The sequence below is a fragment of the Sphingobacterium arenae genome, from assembly GCF_014692505.1.
Taxonomy (GTDB): Bacteria; Bacteroidota; Bacteroidia; order Sphingobacteriales; family Sphingobacteriaceae; genus Sphingobacterium; species Sphingobacterium arenae.
Genome location: NZ_JACNYK010000004.1, coordinates 334,769 through 349,093, shown reverse-complemented (window position 1 = coordinate 349,093; position 14,325 = coordinate 334,769). Strand labels below are relative to the sequence as shown.

The window sequence follows — 14,325 nt, the reverse complement described above, 5'->3', positions numbered from 1 at the left end:
ATTGACGAACTTTGCTGGGAGGTACAATGACGCAACACGGTGAGACATATGAAGATTTCCGAATAGCTGTTCCGACAGGCTATGAAAATGTATTTTCTCATTTTTATTTTGCCCAAAATCGAACCAAAGAGACGATAACGAAAACGCTACTGCCTTCTTATCAAACGATGTTGATTTTTAGTTTTGGAAAAAAAGCACTGCTTAAATCCACAAATAATAGGCAAGTAGAGGTTGACAAGTGTCTTGTATTGGGAACAATTAGAAGGGCTTTTGATTATTCGATGCCGCCGCAATCGACAATTTTAGTCGCCAACTTTAAAGATGATGCGTTTTATCGGTTCTTCGGTAGCAGCGCTTATGCTAAAAATTTACGAATAAATCCGGATGAACTGGTGGATGAAAATTGCTTCACGGCATGGTGGTATGAACTTAGCAAAATGGATGATGTACACCAACAGGTAAGCTATATGCTTCATTTTTGTACGCCCTATCTACGAGAACAAGACGCGATTGCAAAACAATTGGCAGATTTTAAGGAACAATCATTAAACCCGGTCAAAGCAATTGCCAGCAACAACAATCAAACGGAGCGCAATATCCAAATCATACATAAAAAGCACTTTGGATATTCTGCGAAAGAAATTAACCGATACCAGCGGTTTTTAAGAGCGGTTGAATACATAGAGAACATGCCTTCAAAGATGACAAAAGAAGATTGGTTTACCATCGTCAATTATTGTGGTTACCACGATCAAAGTCACCTGATCAAAGACTTTAAACATTATCTTAGCCTCAGCCCAACAAAGTACCTGAAAATCCAGCAAGACATATGTAATCCTATAATCTAATTTTCGTTTTCTTACAATTTTGGCAACGTGCGACGTGTTATTTTTGTGATATAAAATAACAGAAAATGAAACACTTAATTATTTACGCGCATCCAGATCAACAAAGTTTGAATGGATATTTAAAACAAGTGGTTGTAGAGCATCTTACGAATAACGGAAACGAAGTAAAGGTTCGGGATTTATACCAGCTGGATTTTAATCCTGTACTTTCATCGCAAGATATAGCAGGACAGCGCGTGGGAAAGGTTGACGAAGATGTAAAAACGGAACAGAATTACATTGCCTGGGCCGATTGTATAACATTTATACATCCAATCTGGTGGACAGGGCTGCCGGCTATACTGAAAGGTTACGTTGATCGGGTTTTCAGCTATGGTTTTGCTTATCGGTATGAGCAAGGCGTTCAGAAAGGCCTGCTTGAGGGCAAACAAGCCATCATTATCAATACGCACGGAAAATCACACGCCGAATACAGCGATATGGGAATGGATAAAGCACTTTCGCTTACGTCGGACAAAGGTATTTACACCTATTGTGGTTTAGCGGTAAAACAACATTTTTTCTTCGATAAAGCAGATAGAGTCGATGTCAAAACGATTAAACATTGGACAGAACAAATCACTTCAAAGATGAAGTAGCAACCCTAGGAGCTCTTGGTGTTATTGATGCTGACGGAAGCTACTGAATGATCTTTTTTCTATGGAGAACTCCCCAGTTATGCATTTCTAAAATCAGCTTCTGTAAAGTCTTTCCGTGTTCCGTTAGGGTATACGCTGTCCTAACTGGGAAACCATTTGAAACGCTTCGGCTAATTAGCTGATTTGTTTCCAAATCTTTCAATTGATCAGATAACACTTTGGTGCTCAAGTTTGGTATGCTCCGCTCTATTTCACGAAAGTGATGGTTGCCTTCCATAATGGATATCAATATCAAGATTTTCCATTTTCCACCGATCACATCTAATGTGTCTCGTACAGGTAAAATAGACAACATACAGTTTTTATGCTCTAATTTTTTCATGCTTACGCGTCCGCTAATTACTTAAATGTAACCACTTACCTTGAAGTAACTGATTACATAAGGTAATCAAATATAGTTAAATTTGTGTCATTCGTATTTTGTGGATCAAAAACAATCGTGATGAATCAAGAAAATGACCGAAAAAAAGCCATCATAACGGGTGCAACCGGTGTGCTAAATGGTGCAACGATGGCGAACTTGTTAAAAATTATACCTGCCGAGCAGCTTGCAGTGAGCGCACGTAATATAGAAAAAGCAAAACATTATGCAGACCGTGGGATCAGCGTAAGATATGGAAGTTATGACGACCCAAACGCACTTCGCCGTTCTTTCGAAAATGGGGACCAGATTTTATTGGTGTCATCCAACGACATCGGTGGAGATGTACTGGCTCAACACAAACGAGCCATCCAAGCAGCTGTGGAGGCAGGGGCCAAACGTATCCTATACACTAGTGCACAAGGTTGTGCAGCAGATACGCATTATCCACCTATGAAAATTCATCAAGCAACAGAAGAGTACCTCGCTAATTCTGGAGTAAAATGGACGTCGTTACGTCATGGATTTTATGGCGATATGAACGCCTTGCTCGGCTCTTGGCGGGAAACTGGTATTATTGAAATGCCCGAGGATGGTCCCATCCCGTGGGTTGACCGTGCAGATGCTGGCGAAGCAATAGCTAAGATAATGGTGAGTGAAATCGATTACGAAGGCTTCGTAAATTTGGCACCTGCAAAAGCTGTGACATTAGAAGACTTTGCGCGATATGCGTCTGATCTTACTGGAAAGAGGGTAAAACGAATCGTATTGGATGATGAAACGTGGGTGAAAAAACAGATTGCAAAGGGACTTCCGGAGCATGTCGCCAGATTTACCCTAACCCTGTTTCAAGCTTCTAGAACGGGCAAATTAGATAACGGCAGTGGTCTATTGGCAGAAATCTTAGGCCGTGAACCGAAAAGTGCTGCTGAATTATTAGATGATTCCATTGCATAAAAAATAGTTAGCGAATAGAATGCCCCATGTAGGGCTTTGTCTTCGCTCAGTGCAGCTTGAAATTCCTCGGGGATAGGGTAGTCTGTTACTGAAAACCGATAAGCAACGGAAGTACCAAAGTAAATAATTCAAATACCCATTTGGATGCCCACACTTATATTTCTCCCCGGCAGCGGGGATAGGTATTTTAATATCGATTGCTGTGGGCGCGCTTCACTATCGAGGAGGTTGCTTCCTTGGATATACGCTTCTAGCTGGTATTTTGCCCAGGGCAACCGATGACTTATTTTTGCATGCAGTGGCGTGAACGCTGGCATCGGTGGTTCGGGGTTGATGTTTTTCCCCAGCAATTTTTGCTTTAGATAATGATCGGCAGCGATGTACAGCGACCAGCGTTTGGCCTGTAGTTCGGAAGAGAGACCAAAACGGCTGGTAGGCATATTGGGCATGAAATCGCCTTCAGCCCATTGACGTAACGGGTCGCTGGAAGTGTTCCGGTTTTTCACGAGATCGAAATATCCTTGATGAAGTAGCCGCATCCCGCTGGGAAGGGTCGTCTGTTGTTGGAGTTCGACTTCCCAGCCTGAAATTTCCGTATCTGCCGAGCGCCATTCTTTGACAAGGAAACCGCCTGACCGGGAGATGCCGGTATGGGCCAGATAGAGATAATTTTTGAATGTATTATGATAGTAGGTTGATCGGAGACTCCAGCCACGTATCTCGGTGATTTCCAAGCCAAATTCAATCCCATCGTTGATTTCGGCTGGTAGTCGGTCGTCACCGTTTTCTTCGATCATAATGGCAAAGTGGTTGTTGCCGGCATAGAGTTCATTTACTTCGGGTGCGCGCTCGTCATGCTGATAGCTCCCCATCATCCGCAGAAAAGGAAAAGGTTTCCAGATCAGTTCGGTGTTGTATTGTTGGAGTTTGAAATCTCTGGGAGCAAGGTTGCCACCCGATAAGCCCCGACTGCGCTGATAGTTTGCATCTGGCAGCGCTTGCCGATCCGCGTGCTCGACACGGTATCCTGCACGAAGGCTTATGGTCTTTACGGTCAATTGTTGTTGGGTAAAAGCAGCCCATTCTTGGCTGAGGGTGTGCGGCATGTAGCGCATAATACCGGTGCCGGTGATCTTTCTGGAGGAAAGGTCCAGCCCGGATATACCTTTCCAGAAGGGGTAGTGCGTATGATGCAATTCGAGCCGGTTGCTGTGCTGCCGGCTGTTGAACTTGTTCATTTGATAGATACCCAAAAGCTCCCGGTCATCGGAAAGCTGTAAACTGTAGCTGTTTTGTAAGCTTGACAGCCAAGAAGAGTTTACTTCCACCGTGAGGTCACTTACAAAATGGTTGGACAGTGAGCGGGTGTTGATCGGTGAATACTCGAAATCCTGCGCAGTGTGTTGATGCTCGTCTCCATGGCTGTGTGAATGGCTACGCTTTCTGATTTGTGCGAATCCCGGAATACCAAAATAGCCTTCGTTGCTGCGATAACCTATACCTATGTGAACATGCGGCGTACGCCATGCGTAACCTATGTTAATGGCTTTATGGTCGGCATGGCTGTTAGGGATATACCCTTCCTGTACCGGAGCGTAGTCATGTATCCCGTGGATAATGGTGGTAAACAGGGGTGTGCCGGGATCCTGATCGGGGACATAGTGGGGGTTGGCCGGATTGGATACTTGGTAGCCACCGATAACCGAATGGGGTCTAAAAGTATATAGTTCGCTCTCCGACAGGCCGAGATCGGGATTGTCAATGTTATCGAGGGTGTACTGGCTGAGGTAGGGGTAGAGGGTTATATTTTGTCGAGTCTCTTTGTCAACAAAGACTTGAGCCATCGATGCTTGCAAATCGTCGATGGTATGGCTATACGCCCAGTCTATTTTTGGGTGGCCTGGTATCCGGATATCGCCATTTCGGCGCCACATCCCATCGATATGCCAGAGTGATTGCTTGCCTGTTTTGCCGTCCAGATCGAAAGCCAGGCGGTGTCCTGCATTGCTTTGCCATGCTGTCTTGACGGATCCGGTGATCGGTTTCGCCGGTACATCTTTGGGTATGCTATTATCCATGATATTGATCGCTCCGCCGATAGCTCGACCACCATAAAGCACGCTAGATTGCGATTTATAGATCTGTATGTCGGCGATGTTGTCTGGGTCGAAACTGATGGCGAAATTGGGGCTGATGCCCGAGAGATCGGAGATGCTGTTGTTGTTTCGGAGAATCTTTACCCGGTTGCCTGACATGCTGCGGATCATAGGCGCACCGGCGTGTGGGCCATGGTAACTGTTTTGGACCCCGGTGGTGCTACTGAGTAGTTCACCGAAAGAGGTAGCGTTTCGCTGGGTCAGGTCGTGCTTGTTGAGCACAGTTCGATTCCACCATGTATTGACGGGAGCTTCTACTACAACGGAATCGATGCGAAATACGGTATCCAATTGCGCCATACAGCTCGTCGATAAAAATATGAAGGAGAGAATGCCGGTTAGGCTTTTTTTGATAGAGTTGGATGTATTACCGCTGTTCATGGCGGGCAAAAGTAGGTATAAAATATAAAAGCAACAATATTGCTTTTTATAAAAAAATGCCTTTACTTTGCCGCAAAGTAATTAGAGAACGATGAATGTGAATAACAGTAGAAAAGCATGGATTGGATTATCCGTGTGCTTTGTTTTATTAGCGGCTTGCCAAAAAGACAATTTTGATCCGCGTAAGCCTGAAACAGTTTCGTTTCCGGAGAACAGCTCGATGACCTATGGCGAGCAGCTACGTGTTCCGCTTCCGGAAGGGTATGGTCATGACGACAATGTTCAGGTCGATTTTTCCGTTGAAGAAACAGAGGATTATGTTTTTGCTGACGGGAGTACGCTAGAGCAAAAATTAATAAAAGCGGTTCGCTACGATGTGGAAGAGGGGGTTATTTTTGTCGATAGTCGACTTTTATACCCAACGGGAGCCTCTTCCGTAACGTCTGGAGAGGTGCTGCCGTCGCAGTTTATCTGGACGATCAACTTATCCACAAGCGCACGGCAGGATGCCGGATTAGGCTATTTACATGTAACGATCGATCCTGCTAATGTTGCTATCGAAGGGACGGAGCAAGATGCTGGAATGGCATTTGCCTATGGTTTGCACGGTGAAGAGGCAAGCACTTTTTCTTTGTCGGCTGCGGAAGAAGTAAAAAAGGGTGCAGATTGGCACTTGCCCGCTACAGAATTTGTAGAGGTTCGTGAGGGGAAAGTAGTATTTGACCCCAGCGTCTCGGAAGGTAAAGGGGAGGAAGAGACGGTTGTCAATAGCCAGCCTTCCTTAGTCAAAGATGGATTTGTGGTGGCAAGTACGCCTTTTCGTATGATTTTTATACCGGAGATTAAATATCTTTTTGGACAGTATTATCCGGATCTGGATATCACGATCGATTATAGTACCGTGCACATTGGGTTGAGCAACGGGTATCTATCAGCTGCTCCCGTGTTTTATCCAGAGAAATATAAATCGACGTTTCGTTTAAAGACGGTCGAGAAAGACGGGGCCTCCTTTGACAACGCTAGCAACATCTTCGAGGTGGAGGAATCTTCTGGGAAAGTCCGGGTTAAACCGTCGGAAAGCTTAACAGCGGGTTCTTACAAAGTATATGTGGAGGCCATAAGCTCGACGGGATTGGTCTTTGTGACAACCCTTACGTTGGGGATGAGTTAACCGATTTTGCGCTGAAGCTCCCGGGGCGTCTGCCTCGGGAGTTTTTTTTGGATTTTATGGGATATCGTTCTGCGGATGTGTTTTTGAGTTTCTTCTATAACCATATTGTTTGTTTGATAGTGTTCATTACAAATGGATAAAAGCTTCCATTAGTAATGGAAACTTTTTTTTGATACTGATTACGAATTATATTAACCGTCCAGCCTCGCAGTGATATTGCTGTGTTAAGAGCGTATTAATGTAATATCAACAGGATATTAAATTATACCGAAGTAACATTTTTACCCTATTTATGTAACGATTTTCCGCGTCATTTCACGAGCCCCTGTATACTTTTGTACCCAACTTATACTGTAAAGGAGGACAAAAAACGTGAAGAAATCCACCCTCATTAACTTAATTTTACATTACTGCCTATTACTGTTTTTGCCCGCATCGTTACACGCGCAGCAGGATTTCCGTGTCCGTGGCTTCGTTGTTGATGCGGGGACAGGAAACCCATTACCGGGAGCCTCTGTTCAGATCGAATCTACGCCGTTGGAAGTTACAACAGATTTAAACGGTCAATTTGTTTTTGGGCGAGTTCAGGGTAGAACAATCAGACTGAAAATCTCTTACATGGGATATCAGGAAGAGCGTGTGGTCTTGACGCCTGAACGGATAGCAAATGGTATCCGTATAAGTCTACAACCGATGGCTAACACCATAGACGAGGTATTGGTTTCGGCAAACCTAGAAGGACAACAAAAAGCCTTGAACCAGCAACGAAATGCAGATAATATCAAGAATATTATTTCCGCCGATGTGATCGGCCGTTTCCCGGATTTGAATGTGGCCGAGGCATTACAGCGGGTTCCAGGGATCAACATCCAGCGCGATAAAGGTGAAGGGGCTACGATTTCCCTGAGAGGAACGCCTGCACATTTTACGACGGTGCAGATCAATGGTGAACAACTGCCCAGCGTGCAGCAAAGTGGTTCGCGGAACGAAGCGCTTGACCTAATTCCGGCAGATCAGCTGGCATCCATTGAGATTATTAAAGCACCTACGCCTGATCTGGACGGCGATGCCGTGGGCGGGATTGTCAACCTGCGGACACCCACGGCAAATAAATTGAGATGGACCGGTAAGGCTGAAGGCGCGATGGGATATAACGATATTTCCGGCGGGCTTAACGGCATCGGGAAATTACGTGTCGATAGACGCTTTTTAGCGACAGATAAAGTTCCCGAAGGGAAGATCGGCGTCATGCTGAGCGGTTCTTACTTTAGTTCCAACAATTCGGAAGACCGCTTGGATGCGGTGTGGCGTGAGACGGAAATCCTTGGCCAGGAGGGAACTTGGAACCTTCCTCAAAATTATGGCTTTCGGAAGACCGAAAATGAGCGGAAACGTACGGGGGTGACGGCCACTTTCGATTATAAACCGAACGGTTTTAACCACCTTGTATTTAACTATATGTTCAACCAGCGGATCGACCACGATGTACAAAACCGTCAGCGTTACGATTTCGACCGGAGTGGCACGGAATGGATCTCCTTCAATGAAGCGGCAGGTGCACGCGTGCGTAGAGATATCAACCTTTGGGACGAGGATAAAACCAACCACAACTTCAGTGTACAAGGTTATCATACCATACGGTCGTGGCAGCTCGATTGGGCTGGATCCTATACGCGTTCCTCCCGGGAATTTGCGTCAACCCGGGGTGATTTTTCCTATGACGATATCGACCTGCGTGTGGCGGGCGAAAATGATATCTATAGTGCGTATCCCGTCTTTGAAGCGACCCAGCCGCAGTTGGACCTCTATAACCCGCTATTGTATAATGACTTTAGACGTTACGAGGAAGATGCTGAAAATACAACCGCGGACAATCTTGTTTTGCGTGCAGACCTGACGAAGCAGACTTGGTTATGGGGCTTTCCGCTAAGCGTAAAGGTGGGTGGGAAATACCGCACGCAGTCGAATAGCAAATTGCGCAACAATCAGGTGCTGGCGTTCTGGGATCCAAACGAGGTGTTGAATCTAAATGAAGCCTTTACACGTGTAATAGGAAATAAAGAACCTGCAAATTTTCTGTTCCGTGATTATCGTTTCGGCCCGCTTATCAACGAGGAGAAGTTCACCGGTTATATACACGACAATAGATACCTATTGACGCAGGGAAGTGATGCTTGGGATGCCGAACGGTTGTCTCTGAATGACACCTATGATGCCTATGAAGATATCTACGCAGGATATGCGATGGGGCGTTGGCAAATGGATAAACTCATGGTGCTCGCTGGATTACGCCTGGAGTCGAATAGTGTCCGGTACGATGCATTTGATGTGTTCCGTACCGGAACGGTTGTGGAGTCCTCGCCCATATCGGGAGGCAGAGACTATGTTTTCTTTCTGCCGCATCTGCACCTAAAGTATGGGCTGGACGAATGGTCGAACCTGCGCTTTTCTGTACTGCGTAATTACGCACGGCCAAATTTTGTGGATGTGGTACCTTATGTCAATTACGATGTGGATGCACTGCGCCTACAGTTGGGAAATCCAGGCCTGCAGCCGTCCACGGCATGGAACGTGGACGCTATGTTTGAACGTTATTTTCCAAATACCGGTCTATTATCGGTCGGCGTGTTCTACAAAAATATGGACCGGTTCCAGTTTACCAGTATCATTAACTCCCTGCCGGAGCCATTTCCGGGATACCCCGAAACACAAGGATTCGAATTTCGGCAAGTGCAGAATGGTAAGCAGGCAACGGTGGCTGGTGCGGAGGTCAACCTGTCGCGTTCGCTCGATTTCCTTCCCGGTATAGCCAAAGGCCTTTCCGTCAATGCAAATTATACGTTCGCCAGCTCTAATGCGTATACCCAGGACCGGTCGGATATACGTTTACCGGGACAGGCGGCACATACGTTCAATACCATGCTGGCATTCGATTACAAGCGGTTTACGATTCGTGGTTCGGTGAACTATAATGGTTCCTACGCGAATTCGATCGCCAGCGACGCCGCAGGAGATATTATACAGCGGCATCGGACACAGCTGGATATGAATGCCTCCTATAGCTGGAAAAACTTCCGGTTATTTACCGAATGGATCAACTTGCTGAATGAACCAAGTATACGCTATCAAGGTACATCTGATTACGTTTCGCGTATTGCGTACTTCGGTTATTCCGCCCGTGCGGGAATTGGCTATGTCATTCGATAAATGGAGATATAGTAGTAAGATTAAGTAAAATAAAGAACATGAAAAACAAATCGTTGAACTTCCTGGTCGTGATACTCCATGTATTGCTGGCGGGTTGTGCGGATAAGGAAATGGATTTTGTCTTTCCTGAACCACTGATTTTGAGTATGACAGATGAAACGGCGCTAACGCTGGTGCAGGAACCTGGAAAGATTATTAACGTACCGTTGAATGTGCAAGCGGCCTCTGGCTTGGCGTCGCTTGTAGTTTCCCTGGGGGCAGAGCAATACGATGAAATCAGGTACACAAGCAATGAACTATCGGCCTCCTATGATTTCAAATTTAATGTGGCAGCAGACGCATCCTTAGGGACAGTGTATGAGTTTGTGGCAACCTTAACCGATAAGGTAGGTCGTTCGACGAGCTTTCCGATTACTGTTTCGGTCGACGCGACATATACCATAACAGAGGAAACAGTTGCTGGAAAGCAAGTGTCTGTAATCCAGGGTAAAGTCAATGGAGACTTTCACTTCGAAAGAGAAAAAATATATGTGGTGTCGGGAACGCTCGCTGTCGAAGATGGGGGAACTTTAACGATCGATGCTGGGAGTACGGTTTATTTCCGGACGAGTGCGGATAACACTGTTAATTCCCGTTTGGTGATCGCTCGCGGTAGTAGGATACAGGCGACCGGTACCGCGGAAGCACCGATTGTCTTTACGTCAGAAAAAGTGCTTCGAGGGGAGAATCCTTCCTTCGATGATTGGGGTGGCTTGTTTTTATTTGGGTCGGCGCCGACGAATCGTGGGAGCAACGTTGTTGAAGATGGTTTTGTTTACGGCGGGTCGGTAGCGACGGAAAATTCGGGCCGTCTGCGCTATGTACGGATAGAGTACGCTGGTAAAGATGATTATCACGCCTTGAATTTGTTTGGTGTGGGTTCTGCTACGGGGATAGAACGTGTGCAGGTATTTCAATGTCAGAACAATGCCTTTCGTATCCGTGGCGGACGCGTAAACCTACGGTATATTGCAGCTATTGATCATGGCGGCTATGGTTTATGGGCAGATGAGGGTTGGCAAGGAAAGGGACAGTTTTGGTTGTTCCAGACAGCTATCTCTGCCACCTTGGTTCCAAGAAACTTTTGGAATCAGGCTCGGTCGCTCGAACTACGTAACCATGATAGTTTCTATGATTCCAGTCCGCGAACGACCTTCCAGATAGCCAACGTGACGCTCATTGGCAATGGCGAAGGAACCTCCGACGGCACTCGGAGGGGAGCACGAATCAGACGGGGAGCGATTGGGCAGCTGCGGAATCTGATTGTAGCACATTTTCCCAGCGATGCGGTTCGTGTTGAAGATTTACCGGTAGAAGTGCTTGGCGGAGAGATGGTGCTGGACAATGTAAGAGCATTCCGTTCGGCCACCAATTATGCGCAAGAAGCGGAATCTGTCTTTTTCCAATCAGGCTTATACGATGTGACAGAAGACGTGGTGAGCGGTATCGCGCGGGATAACTATGTAGGTTCGGTCGCTTCTGCTTTCAATCCACAGGAACTGGACCCCTGGTTTATCGCTGCAGACTACATTGGTGCTGTGCAGCATACCAACAACGATTGGACACGACAGGGAGTATGGTTTAAGAATCGGGATGGCAGTATTAGAGAATAATTTAACTTAAGTAATATGAAAATGAAAAAAAGAAACGGCGTATTCGCCGTTGTATTGGCCGGCATGCTCTCGACCTTTGTCTCCTGTTCAAAAGACGACAAGGGTACTCCGGCGAACATTGAAGGAAATGCGATAGAGGTTGCGCAAGCGAGTACAATAGCAAAGCCAGGAACCACGGTATCGGTTGCGCTCTCGTTTGCTAACCCAGGAAACGGGACGATGCTCGTCATCCACCGTGATGAAGCTCCGCTTCGTAGCGTGCCGCTTCAGGACGGACAGGAGAGCTATACCTTTGAGGACACGTTACCGGCAAATCTTGAAGAAGGTGATGTTGTTCCCTATGCTTTCTTTATAGCAGATGAAAAGAACACCATTACATCGGATGCATCGGCATTCGAAGTATCTGTGGCGCTTTACGACGAGATAACGATTGGATCCGCTCCTGTATACCAGATCGAGCTTCCGGAGGACGGTATTATCGAAACCGGAAAGGTAAAATTAGCAGCCGGCCGTAAATATTGGTTGCCGCATACAATACACTTTATGAGTGGAACGGAACTGCAAATGGAGGCTGGCGTGGAGCTGTACATGAATACCGAAACAGGAGAAACATACGATGTGGTCATTGATGAGGGAGCACAAGTGGATGTAGCCGGTACGGCGACCGCTCCCGTAGTGGTGACCAGTGACAAATTGTTGCGCGATCAGGAGGCGGAACCTGGTGATTGGGGGCAGTTCAATATTAAAGGTGCGGGCAATGGTAGTTCAAGTGGCACGGTTGAATATCTTCGTGTGGAATATGCGGGGGATCGTGGTTTCCGCTTGCAGGGTGTAGGCAGTGGGACAACGATCAACTATGTGCAGGCATATCGGGCGCTTGGCGAAGGTATTATGCCAACGGACGGCGATGTGCGCATGAAGTATCTTGTGGCTACCAATTGTGAAGGTGGTGGTTTTCGCTTTGGTGATGCGTATGCGGGCTATGTGCAATTTGCGATTTCACAGACCACCAGTTTTTACGATGAGGTGGAGGCGTTCACGATCCGGGAAACAGCGTCTCCTGTTATCTCAAATGTTACGATAGTCGGTCCCGGAGAAGATGTTGATGATACTCATGGTATGCGTATGCGCGCGAACAGTAGCGGAAAAGTGTATAACAGCATTGTAGCAGACTTCCCTAGACGCGGCTTGCGCCTCAACGATGAGGTTACCGTGACGGATTTACAAGGACCCACCGTTTTTGCCTACTCGTATATCTTCCATGTGCCTCGCGATCCCTACCGTGATGATACTGATAACGGCAATCCATTCCAAGGAGACTTAGATGCGGAGAATGCTTTCCAGAATCCGTTTTTCAATAATGTGACAGGTTTTGAAGATAATGATGAGGATGAGCCGATTCTGGCAACGATCGATGGTATCGGCACGACAAGCTATATACCACAGGCAATCACCAACAGTGCGTTTAATCCTGTCTCTGTCGATGCGTTTTTCTCGGAAGCAAATTATGTAGGCGCTGTAAGCGAGGCCTCTGCGGATTGGACGAAGGGCTGGGTTCGGAATTATGAGGGGAATATCCATCAATAAAATGCATAGATTATTTTTTGTCATATTTTTATTTTTCATGGGGACTGTGGGCTATGCACAGCCCCATGAAAAACAATTACCTCCAGACCAGCCGTCCATACCTTACAAGGCCAGTGAAATGCCGGATCGGATCTTGATGTCGATCACGGATTCGCTTGCGCAGACCAGAACGATCACCTGGCGGACGAGCAAGGTGGTTCAAACAGGAACGCTGGAATGGTCGGACAAGATAACCCAGATCGATTTCTACCGAGATGCTAACCGCGCGAACGCCCGCAGTGAGCGGTTTGTAACGTATACGGGCGATACAGTGTATTACCATACGGCTACGCTGCGGATGCTAAAGCCTGGAGAAAACTACGTGTACAGAGTAGGTGAAGGGGATATGTGGAGCGAATGGATCGATTTTTCGATGCCAACAGACAATGATGCGTTTCGGTTTATTTACATGGGCGACGCGCAAAACGATATTCGCTCGCTCTGGTCCCGTGTATTTAGGAAAGCGTATGCTGCATTGCCAACAGCTGAGTTTGTGGTACACGTGGGGGATTTGATCAACCATTCGCAAAACGAATATGAATGGGCAGAATGGTTTCATGCAGGCGGTTTTATGTTTGCCGCGAAACCGCAGCTCGCCGTACGTGGTAACCATGAGTATGTGAAGGACGAAAATGGCGTGAAGCAATATAGCACGCCTAGCTGGAGACATCAGTTTCGATATCCGTCTAATGGTCCGTCGTCTTTGGCAAACGGTGCTTACTTTATCGATATCAAAAACTGTCGGTTTGTCTTCATGGATTCCAATGATGCATTGGATGTGCAGGGGCATTGGTTGGAGCAGGTGTTAAAGCGTAATACAAAGAAATGGATTATCGTAGTTTGCCATCATCCGGTAGTATCGGCCACAGAAGGAAGAATCAACAGCGGTGTGATGGCGCATTGGAAGCCGTTATTTGACAAGTACAACGTTGACCTCGTCTTGCAAGGGCATGACCATGTGTATGCCCGAGGCCGAATCCCTGATGCGGAGGGTAATCGTAGAGGACCGACCCACGTGATTTCTGTTGCAGGAAGAAAGGCATACGCCGTCGGAAATCATCCGTGGATGGAGGTAAAGATGGGCAGCACACAGACTTATCAACTGGTCGAGATGTCTCATGAAGCGATCATTTTTAAAACATATGCGTTGGACGGTCAGGTATATGATACTTTTCGCATTGTGAAGCGGGGAGGCAAGCCCGTGGTTGAAAGTAACTGAAAAAATCACGATAGCGTAACATAAAAGTAATAGTGGGTTAATTTGTTGT

Annotated in this window: 10 protein-coding genes; 8 read left to right on the top strand and 2 right to left on the bottom strand. The window is 46.6% G+C overall.

What is annotated here, in order from left to right:
• The first annotated feature begins 26 nt into the window (after positions 1–26).
• Positions 27–848 carry a helix-turn-helix domain-containing protein gene (locus H8B17_RS15630; protein WP_190310150.1) on the top strand — a complete coding sequence of 274 codons (822 nt, stop codon included), beginning with the start codon at positions 27–29 and terminating at the stop codon, positions 846–848.
• 65 nt (positions 849–913) lie between these two features.
• On the top strand, positions 914–1,486 hold the full coding sequence (locus H8B17_RS15625; protein WP_190310149.1) for an NAD(P)H-dependent oxidoreductase: 573 nt from the start codon (positions 914–916) through the stop codon (positions 1,484–1,486).
• A 40-nt stretch (positions 1,487–1,526) separates the two neighbouring features.
• On the opposite strand, the gene H8B17_RS15620 is transcribed toward H8B17_RS15625, so the two are convergent.
• The gene (locus H8B17_RS15620; RefSeq protein WP_190310148.1) at positions 1,527–1,868 is read right to left on the bottom strand and encodes a winged helix-turn-helix transcriptional regulator; all 342 of its coding nucleotides are present in this window, start codon (positions 1,866–1,868) and stop codon (positions 1,527–1,529) included.
• A gap of 120 nt (positions 1,869–1,988) precedes the next feature.
• On the opposite strand from H8B17_RS15620, the gene H8B17_RS15615 reads away from it, so the two are divergent.
• Positions 1,989–2,864, top strand: coding sequence for an NmrA family NAD(P)-binding protein (locus H8B17_RS15615; RefSeq protein ID WP_190310147.1), 876 nt, complete (start codon positions 1,989–1,991; stop codon positions 2,862–2,864).
• Between the two features lie 128 nt (positions 2,865–2,992).
• Here H8B17_RS15615 and H8B17_RS15610 read toward each other — a convergent pair whose 3' ends face one another.
• Positions 2,993–5,401 (bottom strand): TonB-dependent receptor, encoded by a 2,409-nt coding sequence (locus H8B17_RS15610; RefSeq protein ID WP_190310146.1) that lies wholly within the window; start codon positions 5,399–5,401, stop codon positions 2,993–2,995.
• 91 nt (positions 5,402–5,492) lie between these two features.
• Between H8B17_RS15610 and H8B17_RS15605 the strand changes: the two genes are divergently transcribed.
• From H8B17_RS15605 to H8B17_RS15585, 5 genes are all read left to right on the top strand, one after another.
• Positions 5,493–6,572 (top strand): hypothetical protein, encoded by a 1,080-nt coding sequence (locus tag H8B17_RS15605; RefSeq protein WP_190310145.1) that lies wholly within the window; start codon positions 5,493–5,495, stop codon positions 6,570–6,572.
• A 372-nt stretch (positions 6,573–6,944) separates the two neighbouring features.
• Positions 6,945–9,779: a TonB-dependent receptor gene (locus H8B17_RS15600; protein WP_317171049.1), complete on the top strand. Its 2,835-nt coding sequence runs from the start codon at positions 6,945–6,947 to the stop codon at positions 9,777–9,779.
• 38 nt (positions 9,780–9,817) lie between these two features.
• Positions 9,818–11,431 (top strand): hypothetical protein, encoded by a 1,614-nt coding sequence (locus H8B17_RS15595; RefSeq protein WP_190310144.1) that lies wholly within the window; start codon positions 9,818–9,820, stop codon positions 11,429–11,431.
• Positions 11,432–11,452: 21 nt separating this feature from the next.
• Positions 11,453–13,018: a hypothetical protein gene (locus tag H8B17_RS15590; protein ID WP_223816615.1), complete on the top strand. Its 1,566-nt coding sequence runs from the start codon at positions 11,453–11,455 to the stop codon at positions 13,016–13,018.
• A gap of 1 nt (position 13,019) precedes the next feature.
• Entirely contained in the window at positions 13,020–14,276 is a 1,257-nt protein-coding gene (locus H8B17_RS15585) for a purple acid phosphatase family protein (protein WP_190310142.1), read from the top strand.
• Positions 14,277–14,325 lie beyond the last annotated feature (49 nt).